Source organism: Paenibacillus sp. OAS669 (assembly GCF_014873645.1).
GTDB lineage: Bacteria > Bacillota > Bacilli > Paenibacillales > NBRC-103111 > Paenibacillus_S > Paenibacillus_S vulneris.
In genome coordinates this window covers 167,640-186,005 of sequence record NZ_JADBDR010000012.1, presented here as the reverse complement: position 1 = coordinate 186,005, position 18,366 = coordinate 167,640, and the positions used below count along the sequence as shown (strand labels likewise).

General features: G+C 49.0%; 19 protein-coding genes. 5 read left to right on the top strand and 14 right to left on the bottom strand.

Going from position 1 to position 18,366, the window contains the following annotated elements; translation table 11 throughout:
- Nucleotides 1–65 precede the first annotated feature (65 nt).
- From GGC63_RS24005 to GGC63_RS23980, 6 genes are all read right to left on the bottom strand, one after another.
- Nucleotides 66–620 carry a glycerol-3-phosphate responsive antiterminator gene (locus tag GGC63_RS24005; RefSeq protein WP_079910850.1) on the bottom strand — a complete coding sequence of 185 codons (555 nt, stop codon included), beginning with the start codon at nt 618–620 and terminating at the stop codon, nt 66–68.
- A gap of 45 nt (nt 621–665) precedes the next feature.
- On the bottom strand, nt 666–1,436 hold the full coding sequence (locus GGC63_RS24000) for an HAD-IIA family hydrolase (RefSeq protein WP_192704476.1): 771 nt from the start codon (nt 1,434–1,436) through the stop codon (nt 666–668).
- 241 nt (nt 1,437–1,677) lie between these two features.
- Nucleotides 1,678–2,682, bottom strand: coding sequence for a serine hydrolase domain-containing protein (locus GGC63_RS23995; protein WP_192704475.1), 1,005 nt, complete (start codon nt 2,680–2,682; stop codon nt 1,678–1,680).
- A 19-nt stretch (nt 2,683–2,701) separates the two neighbouring features.
- A complete protein-coding gene (alr, locus tag GGC63_RS23990) occupies nt 2,702–3,880 on the bottom strand; it encodes an alanine racemase (RefSeq protein ID WP_192704474.1) in 1,179 nt (392 codons plus the stop codon).
- A gap of 43 nt (nt 3,881–3,923) precedes the next feature.
- Nucleotides 3,924–5,033, bottom strand: coding sequence for an alanine dehydrogenase (gene ald / locus GGC63_RS23985; RefSeq protein ID WP_192704473.1), 1,110 nt, complete (start codon nt 5,031–5,033; stop codon nt 3,924–3,926).
- A gap of 114 nt (nt 5,034–5,147) precedes the next feature.
- Nucleotides 5,148–6,389: a PucR family transcriptional regulator gene (locus GGC63_RS23980; protein ID WP_192704472.1), complete on the bottom strand. Its 1,242-nt coding sequence runs from the start codon at nt 6,387–6,389 to the stop codon at nt 5,148–5,150.
- A gap of 190 nt (nt 6,390–6,579) precedes the next feature.
- Here GGC63_RS23980 and GGC63_RS23975 point away from each other — a divergent pair, with 190 nt between their 5' ends.
- Nucleotides 6,580–7,320, top strand: coding sequence for a metallophosphoesterase family protein (locus GGC63_RS23975; protein ID WP_192704471.1), 741 nt, complete (start codon nt 6,580–6,582; stop codon nt 7,318–7,320).
- Between the two features lie 58 nt (nt 7,321–7,378).
- Here GGC63_RS23975 and GGC63_RS23970 read toward each other — a convergent pair whose 3' ends face one another.
- Entirely contained in the window at nt 7,379–7,675 is a 297-nt protein-coding gene (locus tag GGC63_RS23970; RefSeq protein ID WP_192704470.1) for a hypothetical protein, read from the bottom strand.
- 399 nt (nt 7,676–8,074) lie between these two features.
- Here GGC63_RS23970 and GGC63_RS23965 point away from each other — a divergent pair, with 399 nt between their 5' ends.
- Both GGC63_RS23965 and GGC63_RS23960 read left to right on the top strand, forming a co-directional pair.
- The gene (locus GGC63_RS23965; RefSeq protein ID WP_079910857.1) at nt 8,075–8,515 is read left to right on the top strand and encodes a MarR family winged helix-turn-helix transcriptional regulator; all 441 of its coding nucleotides are present in this window, start codon (nt 8,075–8,077) and stop codon (nt 8,513–8,515) included.
- Between the two features lie 64 nt (nt 8,516–8,579).
- On the top strand, nt 8,580–9,833 hold the full coding sequence (locus GGC63_RS23960) for an MFS transporter (RefSeq protein WP_192704522.1): 1,254 nt from the start codon (nt 8,580–8,582) through the stop codon (nt 9,831–9,833).
- Nucleotides 9,834–9,981: 148 nt separating this feature from the next.
- On the opposite strand, the gene GGC63_RS23955 is transcribed toward GGC63_RS23960, so the two are convergent.
- The 3 genes from GGC63_RS23955 to GGC63_RS23945 all read right to left on the bottom strand — a co-directional run bounded on the left by GGC63_RS23955 (nt 9,982) and on the right by GGC63_RS23945 (nt 13,866).
- Nucleotides 9,982–11,499, bottom strand: a complete 1,518-nt coding sequence (locus GGC63_RS23955) for a LysM peptidoglycan-binding domain-containing protein (protein WP_318781120.1) — start codon at nt 11,497–11,499, stop codon at nt 9,982–9,984.
- A 206-nt stretch (nt 11,500–11,705) separates the two neighbouring features.
- Nucleotides 11,706–12,683 (bottom strand): nucleotidyltransferase domain-containing protein, encoded by a 978-nt coding sequence (locus GGC63_RS23950; RefSeq protein WP_225948470.1) that lies wholly within the window; start codon nt 12,681–12,683, stop codon nt 11,706–11,708.
- A 223-nt stretch (nt 12,684–12,906) separates the two neighbouring features.
- Nucleotides 12,907–13,866, bottom strand: coding sequence for a D-2-hydroxyacid dehydrogenase family protein (locus GGC63_RS23945; protein ID WP_192704468.1), 960 nt, complete (start codon nt 13,864–13,866; stop codon nt 12,907–12,909).
- Between the two features lie 112 nt (nt 13,867–13,978).
- Between GGC63_RS23945 and GGC63_RS23940 the strand changes: the two genes are divergently transcribed.
- Nucleotides 13,979–14,446 (top strand): hypothetical protein, encoded by a 468-nt coding sequence (locus GGC63_RS23940; RefSeq protein WP_225948449.1) that lies wholly within the window; start codon nt 13,979–13,981, stop codon nt 14,444–14,446.
- Between the two features lie 232 nt (nt 14,447–14,678).
- Here GGC63_RS23940 and GGC63_RS23935 read toward each other — a convergent pair whose 3' ends face one another.
- Nucleotides 14,679–15,209, bottom strand: a complete 531-nt coding sequence (locus GGC63_RS23935; protein WP_192704467.1) for an ATP-binding protein — start codon at nt 15,207–15,209, stop codon at nt 14,679–14,681.
- A gap of 195 nt (nt 15,210–15,404) precedes the next feature.
- Complete coding sequence (spoVB, locus tag GGC63_RS23930) at nt 15,405–16,967, bottom strand: stage V sporulation protein B (RefSeq protein ID WP_192704466.1); 1,563 nt, start codon at nt 16,965–16,967, stop codon at nt 15,405–15,407.
- Nucleotides 16,968–17,028: 61 nt separating this feature from the next.
- Between spoVB and GGC63_RS23925 the strand changes: the two genes are divergently transcribed.
- Entirely contained in the window at nt 17,029–17,397 is a 369-nt protein-coding gene (locus tag GGC63_RS23925) for a CPBP family intramembrane glutamic endopeptidase (RefSeq protein WP_192704465.1), read from the top strand.
- Here GGC63_RS23925 and GGC63_RS23920 read toward each other — a convergent pair whose 3' ends face one another.
- Nucleotides 17,398–18,048 carry a Type 1 glutamine amidotransferase-like domain-containing protein gene (locus GGC63_RS23920; RefSeq protein WP_192704464.1) on the bottom strand — a complete coding sequence of 217 codons (651 nt, stop codon included), beginning with the start codon at nt 18,046–18,048 and terminating at the stop codon, nt 17,398–17,400.
- A gap of 13 nt (nt 18,049–18,061) precedes the next feature.
- Complete coding sequence (locus GGC63_RS35410) at nt 18,062–18,181, bottom strand: DUF6886 family protein (protein ID WP_412973889.1); 120 nt, start codon at nt 18,179–18,181, stop codon at nt 18,062–18,064.
- Nucleotides 18,182–18,366 lie beyond the last annotated feature (185 nt).

The following is an 18,366-nucleotide window of genomic DNA, read 5'->3' as shown; positions in this document are numbered from 1 at the left end:
ACTTTTTCAAAGAGGTTTCTCCTTAGTCTCATCCCGCTTTGAATCTGCTATTGTGTATTCAGTTGTTACCACAAGCTCGATGTACCGGCTGACACCGCTAATGCGCCCGCTCTTAACGCTTCATCAATCTCCTCTTGATTGCCAACCAACCCTCCGGCAATGATCGGCAGCGGTGTCATATTCGTCATCTCTCGGATGATGCGGGGCATAATGCCCGGCATCACCTCTATCGCATCCGGCTGACTTTGCTCAACGGCTTTAATGCCTCTTGTCACTGCGCTGCGGTCTATAAGAAAAATACGCTGAATGGCCATCAGGTGCAAATCTTTGGCCACTCGAATCAAATTGCTTTTGGTAGAAATGATGCCCGTCGGTTTGATATTCAGCGCCATATAAGTAACCCCGCTTTTATCAGGGGATATGCCGTCAATAAACTCCATGTGAGGAAATACGTGCTTACCCGACGCTTTCACTTTGTCTACCAATTCTTTGATGTTGAAGATGGAGCCCGTCAATAAAAAAATGATGTTGGCTTCGCTTTGCAGGGCAAGCTCCAAGTCTTCTTCTCTCTGCACGGCCGCGATAGTTTGATGCTCGACCAAATCGACGATCGGATACATTCGTCTCCCCCTTTCTGCAAGTAGAACCATTATACCATGATTCCTTTAGAGGCGGACGATTTCTTTGATGCTGGGGATGACATGTCTAGGCTTAAACTCTGAGGCTGCGGCCATCTCCGATGTTGCTACGCCGGTTAATACCAGAACCGATGCCATCCCTGCATCGTTGCCCATCTTGATATCCGTTTCCAACCGATCCCCGATCATGAAGCAGTCCTCATACTTCAATCCCAGGTGCTCCACGGCCGCTTCTGCTGCAATGAGCGAAGGCTTTCCTACCACCAGGTCGATCGATCGGCCCGTCGCTGCCTCCAACGCTGCGATAAACGTGCCCGTATCGGGAATTTGGCCGTTATCCAGCGGACAGGTCGCATCCGGGTTCGATGCAATGATTTTGGAACCGCTTACTGCGGCTTGATAGACAAGGTTCAGCTTGTCGTAAGTGAACTGGCGGTCCCAGGATAACACGACATAATCAGGTCTCACGCTGTCCCCGGTGATTGGAATGCCATGCTCATGCAGCTCATCATGGATGGGCTGCTCACCAATGACATACACTTTCTCGCCAGGCTGCAGCTTTTTTTGCAAGTAGCGAGCGACTATCAAGGAGGAATTCAGGACATCCTCGACACGGGTCGGAATGCCCATTTTCGTCAGCTTTTCCGAATAGGACTGTCGTGTGGCGATCGGTTTGTTGGACAAAAAGACGACCTTATCCCCCCGTTCTCTCAACGTTCGAATCGTTTCAGCAGCGCCCTCAATCATTTTGTCCCCTAAATAAACGGTACCATCCAGATCAAATATGTAACCTCTCATATCCTCTTCCTCGCTTTTATAAAAGGTAAATAAATCTTTGTCCGGTATCCGCGCGGAAATACGATTCGAATCATTCAAACAATAACAAAAAACCCCTATCAACAGTAAACACACCCTCCAACAAGAAGGGCATGATTACGGATAAGGGTTTCTCCATCTACTCGAACCTACCGTATATCAATGCATTGAATTGAATTATAAAACCGCTTTCCTTATTTGTCAACGGTTTTTTACAATAACTTCAAAGACATTCCTTAAAAATAGCTTCCGTTCGGTCGATGATTCCGTCTTCTTTCGTGTAATCCTGGTTGGACAGCATGATGAGGACCTGTTTACGTTCCGGAAACTGCCTGAATTTGCACCAATAACCGGGCAGCCAGCCTCCATGTCCACGGCTTCCACGGTATATGGACCATCCGTAGCCGTAGTGGCGGATCTCGTCTATATAGGCATGGGGAGCGAACATCTTGCGGAGCAGCTCCTCCGAAACCAGATGTCCGGGATAGAGCGCCCGGTCCCATTTCAGCAGGTCCTCCGCAGTCGAAACCATGTGGCCCGAAGCCAAGAAGTTACCTAGCTCAAAGTAACGGGCTTTGACTTGCTCCCCCTTCTCGTTCAACGAATAGCCCTGCGCCAGTCCCTGCACAATGCTATCCGAGCTTCCGAAGCAGGTAGAATCCATGCCAAGAGGAGCCAGGATGTTCTGCGTCACAAATTCCGCATAGCTCATGCAGGTTACCGTCTCAATCAGAACGCCCAGCAAATTGTAGCCCGTATTGCAATATTCCCACTTCGTGCCCGGCACTGATGGCTGCGGGTCATGCTGAATCAATTGCAGGATATCCAGACCTTCGTAGAGCGTTCTCTCCAGCCCGCCTGCAAACCCAGGCAGCTTCTCAAAATCGCGAATGCCCGATGTGTGCGTAAGCAGTTGATGGATCGTAATGCGGGAATCGAGCCCGTCTGCTACCGGGAGGTAATCGCCAATCCTCCCCTGAATATCGATAACCCCCCGCTCTTCCAGCATAAGCGCAGCCATAGCCGTGATTGGCTTCGTAATCGAAGCGATCTGGAATTTGGTCTTGCCGGTATTCGGAACCTGATGCTCGCAATTGGCGAGGCCATAGGACCTGTGGAAGCAAATATGCCCCTCTTCTGCTGCCAAAATCGTTCCGCTGAACTGCCTCTCCGAAGCATAAGCTTCAAAATGCTCCGTCAGCTTGCGTTCCAAAAGCTGCTGTCTCACCCTTCTCCCTCCCTGCTCATCAGAATGCAGCATCTAATAACGTGCTGGAGTAGCCGATAACTTGTCCGTCACGCAGATACAAGCGGGGAACTCTCCTGCCGACGGTACATACGATCTCGTAGTTAATGGTTTGCTGCAGTGCCGCCGCTTCATCCATCGAGATGCCGCAGCTCCCTTCACCCCCTCCGTAGAGGATCACCTCGTCACCGACCCGAACATCCGCCATGTCCGTTACATCAAGCATGGTTTGGTCCATGCAGATCGTGCCAACGATAGGAGCCCTATGCCCGTGGATCAAGACGGACCCCCGATTGGATAAAGCCCGGGATAATCCATCGGCATATCCGATCGGAATTACGGCAATCATGCTCTCTCGCTCCGGACGGAAGGTGCCTCCGTAGCTGATCGGCTGGCCGGCGGGGATTTGTTTTAAGGAGGCGACCGAGGATTTTAATTGAAATGCCTGCCGGAGCCCGACGGCCGTCCCCTTCATGCCCGGTGATGGGATCAATCCATACAAGCTGATTCCTATTCGAACCATATCCATATGCATGGAAGGGAATCGCTGTGCCGCCGCACTGTTGCAGCAATGCGCTATTGGGATGGACAGTCCTTCCTGCTTTAACCGCCTCAGGATGGCAGCAAAAGCTTCATATTGCCTCCATGTATACGATGTATCGTCATGATCCGCTTGGGCAAAATGGGTGAATATCCCTTCCATCCGGAGATAAGGACTTCGGCTTGCTTTCCTGACAAAGGCCAGCACCTCATCCTCTTCGGTTATACCAAGACGGGACATGCCCGTATCTATCTTGATATGAAGGACTGCCGGCTGCTGCAGCCGGTACGAACAGTCCATCACACAGTCCAATACCTCGTTCGTGAAGACGGTCAGCGCAATACGGTGGCGAATCGCCGCTTCCACGGCACGGGGCGCCGTGTAGCCCAGAACGAGAATCGGGCACTCGATTCCCGCCTTCCGAAGCTGCAGCGCTTCGTCAACGATGGCAACCCCCAAATAATCGGCCCCTGCGGCAACAGCCGCTTTGGCTGTTTCTACCGCTCCGTGCCCGTATGCATCTGCCTTGACAACGGCCATCATTCGGCACGAATCACCTATCTTTTGCTTAAACCAAGCTGTATTGAAGGCTATCGCATCAAGCGATACTTCAGCCCTAGTATCCCGGTAGCTATACATGCAGCCGTGTTCCCCCTCATTAGTTCAGCAGCCCGCGTTCTGACTAAACCGCGCTTTCTACGGGAACGTAGTCGTATTGCAGGTCTCTGGCAACAGTCCGATGCGTGACGCAGCCTCCCATCACGTTGACTCCGCCCCCAAGCGCCGCATTATCGAGAATCGCCTGCTTGACGCCGTGATTGGCCATTTGCAGCACATAAGGAAGCGTTACGTTTGTCAGGGCAAACGTGGAGGTTCTCGGTACGGCGCCCGGCATATTGGCAACCGCATAATGCAGAACACCGTGCTTGATGTATACAGGATCGTCATGCGTCGTCGTCCGGTCGGCCGTTTCGACGATTCCGCCTTGGTCGATCGCTATATCGACAATGACTGAGCCCTGTCCCATCGATTTCACCATCTGTTCCGTGATGAGCTTGGGCGCCTTGGCTCCCGGGATTAGTACCGCACCGATAACCAGATCGGATTGCTCCACAGCCTCGGCAATATTAGCCGGGTTAGACATTAAGGTCTGAATGCGCGGACCGAAGATATCGTCCAAATACCGGAGACGCTCCGCATTCAAGTCGATAACGGTAACGTCCGCACCTAAACCGACAGCGATTTGTACTGCATGAATGCCTGCCACGCCCCCGCCGACGACCGTGACTTTGCCCTTCTTGACTCCGGGCACTCCGCTTAGCAGGAGCCCTTTGCCGCCATGAGGCTTTTCCAAAAATTGCGCTCCGATTTGCGCCGACATCCTGCCTGCGATTTCGCTCATCGGCACCAGCAAAGGAAGCGTTCTCCCTGCCTGAACGGTTTCATAAGCGACCGCGGTTACCCCTTTAGCGACGAGCTCTCGGGCCAGATCCGGCACTGCAGCCAAATGCAGGTAAGTAAACAACGTCAGGTCCGGACGGAAATACCGGTATTCACCGGGCAGAGGCTCTTTGACCTTCAATACCATATCCGCAGCCCACACGTCCTCCGCCTGATCCAACAATCTGGCTCCAGCCGCCTTATAAGCCTCGTCGGAGATACCGCTTCCAATTCCGGCCCCTCTCTCTATCCAAACCTCATGGCCGCTGCCGACCAGCTCCGCAGCACCTGCAGGGGTTATGGCAACGCGATTCTCATTGTTTTTGATTTCCTTTGGAACGCCGATTTTCATGTTAAGTCCTCCCCAAATGTGTTTCTAATGAGGATTATAAAATGCTTAACAAGCTTTGGCTTTGTATAAAAATGAGAATTTTGGCCCTTCCTTTTGTATTCATCCAACAAATCGTTACTTCGAAAGCTTCATCAGCCGGAGATCCAGATACAAGGACACCTTGTGATCCATGTTCTTCATATCCATGCCGCCGATTTCCGTGATTCGCTTTAATCTATAGTTCAACGTGTTGATATGGATATGAAGCGCGTCGGCCGTATCCTTCAGGCTGCTGTCGTGATGGAGAAATACCTCCAGCGTTTCAAGCAGGCAGCTGTTATGCTCACGGTCATATTCCTGCAGCTTCAGAAGACTGCTATTAGTATATAAAGGTGTGCCGTCGGGATGAATCATCACTGGAATATACCGGTAAAAGCCGAGGTCACGATGCTGATGAACTCCTTGGAGCGCGTCCGGAAAACGCCTCTTCAGCTCCAATACCTGTACCGCTTCCTGCCACGCTTTCTCCACCATGGTATAATCCTCATACTCGCCGCCACAGGCACCGTCGATGGGGGCCATGCCGAACCGTTCCCTCATCTGCCTCATAAATTCATCGATAAAGCCTATCATCGTCTTATCGGGATCTGCTGCTGTACGGAAGTCCCTTCGGGATGTGAGCAGAACAAGCTGGACGCCGTCAACAACATGAAGCACGATCCTGACGGATTGGGTGGTGGTTATCATGTATTGAATCCGCTGAAGCACGGACTCTGTAATTTCCTGTTCAAACTGAAACACCGTCACTTGAAATGAGGCCGGAAGTGAAATATGAAACAGCTTGGCCTGCTCCTTAATGGCCGGTGCCGATTTAAGATGGCCTGTCAGCAGCTGCCAGAATAAATTTTGCTGGCCTTCCTCTTCCTTCCGCTTTTGAATCTGAAGCTGCTGCATCAAATGTCTTGAGGCCTGCGCTGCACGTTTTAATAAAGCCAATTCCTGGGGGCCGAGCCGTTCGTTCTCTTCCATCACCCAGATGTAACCAAGAACCTCATTATGCTTGCGGATCGCAATCGCTATTCGACCCCCGAGTCCAACGTCATGCACAGCCTCAACCCTTACCGGATCCTCACACTCCATCAGCTTCTGAATGACGCCATTTCTCCAGAGTGCGCTGATGACCTGCTCAGGCACCCGTCTCCCGACAATCGTCGCGATCCTGGCCTGATCGGTTTGTGGACTATGCGAGCTGTAGGCAATAAGCTGGTGATTGGCGTTCTCAATCGTAATTGGACATTGCAGCGTTTCACAAATCAAGTCCGCCAAGCTGGTAAAATTGTCGAAATGTCGGTCAAAAGGGTCTTTCTCCATAGGCATATGGCTGGTTGCTCCCCGAACTATGTAATAGAAAAATTCTTTCTCATTGTAAAGCACCTTCCCTTTTGTAATCAACTGGGAAGAAAAAATAGGTTGAGAACTTAAGAAACTGGCTTTATAGTTAATTTTTATAGAGGAATTTTAACTTCAGTGGTATGTCAGCAACTGCCTATTGGAGAGGAGGGTCTCTTTGAACAGAACCCTGGTCATTAGCGATATTCACGGCTGCTTCGAATCGTTCAATCAACTATTGCATACCGCCGGGTACGATGCGCAGAAGGATCAGCTCATACTTCTCGGGGACTTCGTCGACCGCGGTCCCAACAGCAGACAAGTCGTCGAGCAAGTTATCGGCATGGTCCATGCGGGGCAAGCCGTAGCGCTTCGCGGGAACCACGATCAACGATTTCTTGAGATCATGGACGGGACAGCTTCAGAGCGTGCTGCCCAAAAATTTTTCGAGCACGGGGGTCACCAAACGCTGATCAGTTACTGCTCTGATACGGGCTTATGGAACAGAGATTATGACGTGACCCGCCTGGGTCCGGCGAGGAGCTTTATTCAACAAGCCTATGGGCATCATCTCCATTTTTTGCGCCAGCTTCCTTATTATTACGAGGACGAGCATCATATTTATGCCCATGCGGGGATTAATCCGGAATATGCGGATTGGAAGGAACAGCCTTTGTTTGATTTTCTGTGGATTCGGGATCCGTTCTACAGCAGGCCTACGAATGTGGAAAAAACAGTCGTCTTCGGGCATACAAGAGCTGTCCAATTTCACGATTCAGCTCATATCTGGTACGGAGGAGACAAAATAGGCATAGACGGCGGCTGCGCTTATGGAATGCAGTTAAACTGTCTAGAAATTAGGGGGGAGCGCAGCTACGCCGCTTACCATGTGGACGCAATTGAAAACAAGGCCAAATAAGACAAAGCCCCTGCCTACAACGGCAAGGGCTTTGTTGCACCTATGATTATGGAATGGGTTATTTCATGCCGTTAACACTGGCAAAAAAGGCTCCAAAAATGAGAACGAAGAAAACAATATATATGACAATACCGATAAGTGCCCACAGCAGGCTTGCTTTCGCATAATTAGCCTTGGAAGGATTTGCGCCGCCTCCAAAAGCCCATACGAATAGCATAATTAAGTTGACTACCGGGATGATCAAAAGCAAGATCGTCAGCATCCAATCCTTTACCGAAATAACCGGCGCCGCTTGTTGTTGGTATCCAGGTGCAGGATAACCGAGATTTTGGTTCTGATTTACATTTGGTTCCACGTGATTTCCCCTTAAAAGCTTATTTTGAGCAGCAAAAAAAGCTCCCTTCCCTTATCAGGTCACAGTCGCTTTTCCTGTTTTTGATTCGCTCAATAGCTATATATTATGGGATAATGTGTAAAATCGCAACAACAATTTTCCATTTTTTACTCCCGCTTGTCCATTTATCGGCACTAACCCTGCCCGCGAAGGCAGGGTCCGTCCGCTTATTCCGGGTCACTGAGGCTGATTGTTTTCTGTAATATGGCAGCACTTGAACCCAAATTTCAGGGTGATCCTCCTCCCGCTTATAACCAAACTGGAGGCGCCGAATACAAAAAGTTGCATTTACAACGATTCTATTAATCGTTATAATAGTGGCGCATGCAACTATCAATCGGGAATAGGAGTCTGCCGCTGATGGATCATAAAAGCACAATTCCCCGCTGGGTCTCTCTATTGTATCGATATGGCCATATGTATATCGGTGATCGTCTCAAGCACCTGGATATCGGCCGGGGGCAGCATATTTTTCTGAACACGCTGTACCGGGAGGATGGGCTCAGTCAGGAGGAAATCTCAAATCATCTTAAGATCGACAAGGGCACAACCGCCAAGGCTTTGAAAAAGCTGGAGGAGCAAGGCTACGTCGTGAGAAAAGTAAGAGAGGACGACAAGCGCTCCTATCAGGTTTTTTTAACGGAAAAGGCAATGCTTATCAAAGACGAAGTAAAGTCCGTCCTAACCGACTGGCGTAATCTTATATCCCAAGGATTAACGGAGGAGGAGAAGCATATGGCGCTGGTTCTCTTGGAGAAGATGGGCACGAACGCAGCGCGAATTAATGAGACCGGGGATTGAACCATAAAGATCAACAAAGAGCGTGTGTCCGCCTATGACGCTAGGAAGGTGAACGAAATTGAACATGAAAGCGATGGGCCAGCGGGTCATTAACAACCATTTCCATGCCCTGACGCATCAAAATTACCGGTATTTCTGGTTCGGCCAATGTATTTCATTAATTGGCACCTGGATGCAAAACATAGGTCAATCATGGCTTGTATTAACGTTAACCGGCTCACCGTTATTGTTGGGTCTGGTTGGCAGCATTCAGTTTTTGCCCATTACCTGCTTTTCCTTGTTTGCGGGTGCCCTTATAGACAAATTTCCTAAGAAACAGATTCTTCTTGTTACGCAGACGGTCTCCATGATCTTGGCCTTCGTCTTGGCTATTCTGGTGTTTACCGACACGGTTCAGTACGGCTATGTGCTGATTATCGCTTTTATATTGGGTCTGACCAATACCTTCGATATGCCGACCCGACAATCGTTCAACATTGAAATCGTCGGCAAGGAGGACTTGATGAATGCCATCGCATTGAACTCGACTACGTTTAATCTGGCGCGTATTCTTGGACCGTCTATCGGAGCCGCCATGATGGCCCTTCTTGGACCTGCCTGGTGCTTTTTATTGAACGGACTCAGCTTTATCGCCGTCCTGTACGGGCTGCTGCGTATTAAAACAACCCCTTATGTTCGCCAGAAGAAAAAGGATGTCAGCATTTTCAAGGAAATCAAAGACGGTATGGTGTACATAGCGAGAGATAAACGTCTGGCACAAACGCTCCTGCTCGTTACGGTTATCGGAACGTTCGCGTATAATTTTGCCATCCTGATTCCTGTCTTCACAAAAGGCGTACTGCATATGGAGGAACGAACCTATGGAATGCTGATGTCCTGTCTCGGGGTCGGTTCGCTTATCGGGGCTTTAACCGTATCGCTGCGAAGCAAGAGCGGACCCAAAATGAAGGTGATCGCTGTCGCTTCCATCCTTATCGGAATTTTTCTGTGCATTACCGGATGGACGAGCTCTCCTTATTTAACAGGATTGTTCCTGGCATGTACGGGTGTGTGTAATATTTTGTTCGCGACCAACTGCAACTCTTCATTGCAGATTCATTCCAAGGACGAATACAGGGCCCGTGTCATGAGCGTGTACTCCCTGGTCTTTGCCGGGTCTACACCGGTAGGCAATCTATTCGCGGGCTACATGGCCGACCGGTTCGGAGCGGATGGGGCGTTCATCGCCTGCGGTCTCCTGTGCTTGATCCCTTGTGCGATTATTTTATTCCTGTTTCGTAAAAAGAAGTCAGAGCAGACAGAGCTCCCCGCCGCATAGAACAAAAAAAGCTGTCCTCTCAATCTTCAGGATGAAGAGAACAGCTTTTTTTGTTAGGCGGCTTCCCTCGGACAGATGACAAGCTCGAAGGTACAGCCTTCTTTGTTCCGACGGTCTCCCGCTTCTAGCGTGAAGATGTCGATCACGGTTATGTGACGCTCTTTCGGATCACGAAATGATCCCTCATCATAGTCCAGATAGCCGGGTCTTCCATTCCCAGCCTCCAAAGTGCGATACCGCGAATGCCCAGCTGGTTCGCAAGATCCATCTTCGCCTGGATGCTGGCTGCGTTCTCGAACCATACCTCATGCTTTTTGCCCGACTCGTCAGTGTAAGCGAACATAGGCGTCTGGGTCTTTTCGTCAAAAATGACCTCTTTGTTGTATTTCTTCGCCAAATCCATAGCCATCTGGTAAGTAGCATACGTATTGCGATTGGTCGTCAGGTTGAAGTCGAAGCCAAATACGGATACGGCCGCCGTGATTTTACTGGCAGGCATTTTGGTTAACGCATAGTTGACTACGGTTCTCATCCATCCGATGGAAACGACAGGGCCAGGTCCGCTCCCCGGCCAGCCATGCTCGTTATAAAGCATCAGCACCAGCTCATCGACCACTTCACCGAGGATGGAATAATTAAAAGGCGCGGAGAACGGATTGGTAGGCTCATCCGACGTTCTTGAAGGCACATCGACGGAATAATAGTAGCCTCTCTCCTTCAATGCGGCGCCCAGCTCCCGGTAAAAGGCGGACAGCTTCTCCCTGTCCTCGTAATGGACGTCTTCAAAATCGATATTGACCCCGTCAAAGTTGTAGGTTTGAATCAGCTGGATAATGCTCGATATAAACGCAGAACGGTTTTCCCGGGTAGCCAGCATGCCGCGAATCACATCTTTGTTGACATTCTGATTTCCGCGTTCATACAGCAAATTGTGGACCGTCGGCATCATCTTGACATTATGACGGTGCCCGAAGCTGACGACACCCTTCATATATTCATCGGTGAAGGTAGCCGGGAACTTTTCAATCTCCGTAGGATTTTGCCTATTGATTCGGAAATGAAACATACCTACATTGGACAAATGGGCCGTTTGGGCGGTGAACACCTCGTGCGAGCTTGGAAGCGTCGGCCCCTCCTCTTCGGTATAGAAACCGAATACCTCCTGTACCGGGCGCCGTCCGTCATGCGGGACTATGGTAACCTGGTGTCGGCTTACCCAGCCCAGTCGTCCGTTATAGATACGAACCTGCACCCATTCCCCGATAATTCCGGTGACGGGAAGGCGGGCTCCTCTGACCATTTGTGTCAGGACGGGAGCTTGAGCGCTGGCATGGGCCCGTATATCGGCCGTACTTGTTCTCACAATGACTTCCGTATAAATGGGAATTCGTAAAGTTTGACCGACATGCAGGCTTGTGGACGTGAGCGAGTTTAACCGCATAATGGCCTCAACGGTTGTATTGAACATTTTGGCAATACGGTGGAGCGTATCGTGGGCCTTCACAACATAAGTAACAGGGCCGGAAACAGGTATGGATAGCTGCTGCCCTATCTGAAGCGCGGGCGATGTTAACCGGTTCGCCTTCATCAATGCATCTACCGTGACTCCATACCGCTGGGCAATCAAATACAACGTATCTCCTTGCTGAACCACATAAGTAATCACTGGGTATGCTCCTTTATGCAACTTGTTATCCTTATGTTATTCAGAATGCCCATAAGTTGAGATCAATTCCTGAAATTTTTACAAAAATAATTAGATAGATGACACCGAAACAGTGAGCTCTCCCATTGTCAGGTATAGACGGTACAAGAAAAAAGGCGTTTGCTCTCAACCAATGAAGGTCAGTAAAGCAATCGCCTTTTTCTCTTCTATATAGCGTGCAGCTGCAGGTCTCCCCTGGCTTCCTCAAACATCAGGATCCACTGCTTCACATCATCTAAAGTCATGGTATCCATGTCCAGGAAATGGTACAGCTCGGGAAACTGTCGTGCAAAATCCGGCCGATCGTAAAGATCCTCGGGATATCTATCATGTCCGTGCATTCGATGGACGCAATATTTGTAGACGTACACAATACTTTGATGATGCCCCCATTCCAGATTGCCATCCACTGCGTTTTTTAGAAAGGCGGAGGTATTGCTGCCCCAGGACGTGTCTGATAATTGGAAAATATCCCGCTGAGCATTCTGCAGAGCGTCTTTATGCGTTTTCCTCGGCTTTTCCAGCCCAAAGACCTGGATAAAGGCGTCGTACAGCTTGGTATTCCCTATGACTTGCGAATTTTTATGTAAAAAGTATATCGTTCGGTTCTGGCTCCTAGGAAGTATGTGATAATGCCAATAAACGGCTAGCAGCAGAAAATTCAAGCCGACTCGCAGATGAGCCGCTGCAGTTCTGTAATTGCCCCGGGTAACTTGTTCCCGAGCCTTGTCCAGCTTGGCATTGGCCTGTTCCAAGGCTTCTTTCTCTTTAAATTTCGTAATAGGCTCGTGAAATAAATAGGAATCATACCGTTTTTTGAATGCATTCAGAAGCTGTTCGGGATCGTGTAAGACTTTGCATTTATATATTTGAATCGGGAATCCCAGTATGGACCTATCCGGTTCACCGGACTGTTCCGTAAATTCCTTCATCCGGCTTTTGGTAATTTGAATGATTTCTACCCCCATGGAGTCCATATAGTTAAAATGCTGAAGCTCCTTGAGGCGCTGCTCCACAACTAGGCACAGCTCCAGGTCAGAATGCTTCCACATCTGCCCTCTTCCAATACTTCCTCCCAAGGCAACACCCGCAACTCCCGAATGACTGCAAAAAGGCTCCGCTATCCGATAGGCCTTCTCCAACATTTGACGTTTCCAATGCACGATGGACTACACCTTCCTTAGAGTATAGGCTGCATATCCTGCCATCAAAATCTAATTCACAAGATATAGGTATATACCTTGATGTTGTCTGGCAAAGAAGAAGTTAGACGGCATATATTGCCATTATATCGGATTGTCCCGTCATGTCGATATCAAATTTATGCTCCATATAAAAGTATTTTCAACTATAGCTTGACTCCTATCCTTATTGTAAGGTACGGATAGGCGAGCCATTCAAGAATGCATGGATATCTTCCACCGCATCGCGATAAAAAATCCGGTAATTCCCCTCAGATACGTACCCTAGGTGAGGTGTAGTCAAAACATGGGGAAGCGTTCTGAACATATGATCCTTCGGCAGCGGCTCGATATCGTAAACATCCACTCCCGCCCCGGCAATCCAACGGTTTTGCAGCGCTTCGATAAGCGCCTGCTGATCGACTATGTGCGCACGGGACGTGTTGATCAAATACGACGTCGGTTTCATACGGCACAGCTCCCCGGCCCCTATCAGGCCTCTGGTACGCTCACTCAGCACAAGATGAACAGAAACAAAATCGCTGGTTTCCAGCAGCTCTTCCTTTGAGCCGGCAAGCCGGACGCCGCACTCCTCTGCCCGCTCCTGCGTCAGATTCTGGCTCCAGGCAGCCACTTCCATACCGAAGGCTTGACCGATGCGCGCCACACGGCTCCCGATTTTGCCAAGGCCGAGCAATCCCAGTCTCTTGCCGCCCAGATCCGCCCCTATCGTGATCTGCCACGGGCCATTGGTCCGAAGGGCGTTATATTCCTGGGGAATATGTCTTGCCAGCCCTAATATCAAGGCCCATGTCAGCTCTGTTGTCGGCTCCGGCTTGCCTGCCGTTCCGCAGACGACGACGCCATGGGAAGCGGCGGCCGCCAGATCAATAGAGGCATTTCGCATTCCTGTTGTCACGAGCAGCTTTAGCCGGGGGAGCCGGGCAAATAACGATTTGGGGAAAGGCGTACGTTCCCGCATGATCACGACAATATCATAGTCCCGAATAGCCTCGGCTACCTCATCCTCATGGCTCATATGCTCCGTGAAGACGGTCAGTTCCACTTTATCCTGAAGGGAAGACCAATCTGCCAGGTCCAAAGCCGCGTTCTGATAGTCATCCAATATCGCACAGCGAAGCTTCATCTGTCTATTCCTCCTCCAAAACGATTTAAAAAATTCATGCTGCCAGTTACACTGGATAATCAGGCAGGTTTATACTATTGGAATAGTATACAACAAAACGGAGGTGAAAGCTTTGGCAGGTAAATATCGTCTCTGTGCCGCCAGTTTGCTTATAACGTTTACCGGATTTTATATGGTAGAGCATTTATTTACGATACGGCCGGAGCGGATATCCGGCAACGGGAATCTTGGACTGCTCGTCATTATGATACTACTTCCCTTTCTAGCAGCCAGTTTGGTTCTCACCTTTGCATCTGCAAGAAGGATAGGGAAAACCGCCCCTCTCCGTCTCAAATTCATCCTGCCCGTTACTGTCGTTGTCATTGCCATATTGCTTGGCTGCATCATTCATAACGTCGTAGAACTCATCTATGCGCTTGGAGGGACGCCTGACAACCCGGAATCGAGAATCTACCGCTATGGTTGGTTTAATCAGTATACGAACAGCTTCTATTTCAATACGTATACTTTTTTACTCGTCCATACATTAAGCTGCTCTGCCGGACTGCTGTCGGTTATTGGAAAACGTGAAGATCTTTGATGTTAGGAAGACCAAACAGCAACTAGACGAGGCTTGCCCCGTATGCCTTGGGTTTCTTTCAAAAATTATAAAAGGGCAGCCTGTTTTTCAAAAAATCAAAGTTAGACTTATGCATAATCGCCCTCCTTCTACCAAAACTCCTAATAACAAATTCCTTATCACCCTCCAATTCCCTTCTATTTCCAATCGAAACTACCCCTTAATGAAAAAAGCTGCCGAAGCAGCTTCCTATCTAGTAACTCCTGGAAGAATGAACTTGCACCTTTAAACCGGGATACCCCTTTGTCAATTCAAGAGCTCCTTTTTCCAGTCGGTTCCTGTCAAAAGGTTGATTGAACCGGTCGGCTTCCACCTCCAGCGTGACACTTGTTCCCGTTTCCTTCGTCGAACCAATAGGGATTACACCTGATTGCGGAATACCATCCATATAATCCTGCCTGTAGATGGTTCCCTCTCTGCGAATTTCAACAAATAATCTGTGGGACAAGGCATTGACGGCAGCGGCGCTAATTCCTGTATTACCGTTCGTCAAGCTGGATGAGCTTAAGTCTGAACCTGCATTTCCGGTCAATACCGTTTGGACATTAAGCTCACCGCTTACAGGTATCCCTCTCCCGTTATCGGACAGGGTAACCATAGTCCCGCTATGCAGATAAATATCGACTTCCGTACAATATCCAGCCTGATGCTCCAAGATGCTGTTGTCCAGCAGCGCCCACACCAGCGTGTGGGGATCGTACTGATTTCGGTTATCTTGAGTCACAAGAATCGCCTCCAGATTATTTATTTACGTAATTATTTTATTACGTAATTTGATAATATCATTCGTCGATTATTTTGTAAATATATCCAAAATATAATAACCCTACAGTGCGGCCAAGGTTTCAAAGCTTATTCGGGTTAATTTTTGCAGCAAAAAAGAAACCCCGATCCGCTAAGGAATCGGGGATAATTTGAACTACAATTTCGTAAAAAAGCCTTTCACAGAACCGCTTCGGTCCGTTAATTTTAAAGTATTCGTAGCCATAAGGGATAATAAGTACATCAGCAGCGAGGCGAGAATTGACCCGGTAACGACCCACGCAAGCGCATAACCGGCATGGTTCATAAATACGTAAACCGCTTGGCCCCCAATCGCCATAATCGTTAAGCAAAGGGCCGTTTTGAGATAATGACGCACGTCCAGTGAAATACCGATAAACGTAGATATCGACAAAAAGTTCAGCATGGTTATAATACATATGCCGAAATTGATGCCGGTAGCAACGCCGTAAATCCCCCATTCCGAACCGAAAATATACATCGCTATCGCTTGAAGCAAGGTGCTCATGATGAAGTTCCACATGACGGTCTTCACTTTACCGATACCCAGCAGGACCGCGTGAAACGGCTCTTCAAAATAATGCAGCAGAAAAAAAGGAGCCAACAGCTTCAGAAGATTACCTGCTTCCGGGGCATGATACATGACCGTCGTTAACGGAATCGCCCACATATACAGCACCAGGGTACAGGGAGCCCCAATCATGAAGGCAAGACGGATCGCTTGATCGATCCGCTGATGAATCAGCTTGCGGTTATAGGTCGCATAAGCTTCACTAATGGAGGGCATTAGGGCTGCAGATAAGGAGTGCATGATGAATGTAGGAAACATCAACAGCGGAAAAGCATACCCTGCCAGCAATCCGTACTGCTTGGTCGCAAGCGCTGTACCCACCCCTGCCACGGCCAGGCTTTTGATAACCAATGCAGGCTTGATCGCTCTGTAGATCGAATGGATAAAGCCTTGTCCTGTCGTCGGAAGACCGATATGCAGCAGCTCATAGATGGTTTCCTTTTTGCTCGGCATGGCATGAGAGGATTCCGGCTGATTCCTGCGGATTTTCTTTTTATGCAGGGAGTACATAATGATTAAGTAAATTAATCCTCCGCCCTCGCCAAGCACGGTACAGATTACAGCTCCGGCCGCGGCATATTCAATGCCATAAGGCAGCAGCATCTGGATAATCCCTACCAGCAAGGTAATATGGACGATATTTTCGATTACATCGGAGATCGCTATCGGCTTCATGTTCTGCTTGCCGCGAAAATATCCCTTCAGGACGGAGGATATGGCCACGAGAGGAGTGATCGGAATAATCGCAAGCATCGCATAATAGGCCCTTTGATCAGCCAATATCCAGGAAGCGATGGGCTTGGCGCCAAAGACGCTGCCGAGCGTCAGTACTACACTTAGCGTTACCGTCAAGGTTAACGATACTTGCAAAATTCTTTTGATCTTCGCCTCATCATCCCGGGCCTCCGCCTCAGCAACCAGCTTGGAAATGGCGACAGGCAGCCCAAGACTGGTCAATGTGATCATCATTGGGACAAGCGGATGTGCCATCATCAATAAACCGATACCTTCCGGTCCTAAATAACGCGCTAAAATGATACTGTTCAAAAAACCAAGTATTCGCGTAATGAATGCCGCCGCCGTGAGAATGAACGTACCCCGTACAAAAGAAGAGTCTTGTTTATCCATGTCGCCTTCCTCTCCATATCTCTATACTTAAAGTTATATATATTCGATAGGGAGGGCCTGTATGCGAACAAGCCGTCAGGAATGGCAATTAGGCTTGAACATAGGCGATACCTTGGGGCTGGTCATCGTTCTAACCTTAGTGAATCCTATTTTGGAGGAATGGTATTGGCGGGGGTTTCTATTGCAAAAGCTGCATGCCAAGAAGTGTGCCCTTTGGATTTCCTCCTTATTTTACAGTCTGTATCACGGCATTGTACTGCTGCCGCTATTCGAACTTCCATTTTCACTGCTTTCCTGTATTCCCGTAGTTGCCGCCGGTATGATCTGGGGCTGGATGTCCTCCAAATATCGCAGCTTGTGCGGCTCCATTCTTTCCCATGCTATGGCCGACGCGGGTATTATGGTACTCTATTTCCAAATAGTTCTATGATTAGGACACCTCCGTAGAACGAATATAGCTTGCCATGCCGTCCTGAATCACAAGCGCATCGCCATCCTCTATTCTGACATAAGTCCTGCCTCGGCTTAGCTCCAGCTGCCGTAAGCTTTGTTCAAAATCCGGATTATCCGCAATAAACCGGTTATAATGAGGGACTACCGCACAACGGGTTAATCCGACCGCATCGTAATCCGTTAGCTCCTCCAAATCCATATTCTCATAGCCGATGATACGGTTCAGCTCGTTCACATGCTCCAAGGTATCTGCAAGCACCATAGCACCGGCACTGACGCCTATGATAAGGTTGCCCTGGTCCGCCAGTTGTCTTATTAGTCCCATCGCATTTCGACGCTTCATTTGGAGCAAGAGGTAGAACGGGTTTCCGCCGTTAAGATGAATAACGTCATATTCCCGGAGGATCTGAGGATCGTCAAACTCAATATCTACGAGCTCGCAGCTGGATAGGCCTAATTGCAGGAGGCGAGCCTGATCGTTTAAAGCAGTTTGACTTTGATGCTTTTTGGAGGATGCCGTCGTGACAATGCAGGATTTCAATTTAGATGGAGGAGATTCGAGTATGGACAGGATCTGCCTTTCAATGGCACTGCTGCTGATTCCGTCTGAAGTTAATATAAGCTTCATGCTTCTCTCCTTTCTACCCCTGCGCGTGAAACCCATCTATTGTCCATACTTGGGCCGGCTCCTCCGGACGGTATTCTAATGTTCTCGGCACAAAGCTGCGGATGGCCGGTTCTTCACTGAAATGATACAGCATTCCAGGCGTCCTCCTGTCGGTTTTCCTGAGAGTTTCACAAAAATCATATGGTATTTTTCGGAAAAAGTATAGACTATTTGTTTATCTCTTGATAAAGTTAGATGTACTGTACTGCTAATCCCTTGCGAATGCTAACGTACATGCCCATTATAAACCGCCATGAGCTCTGGTGGTTTTTCTATATT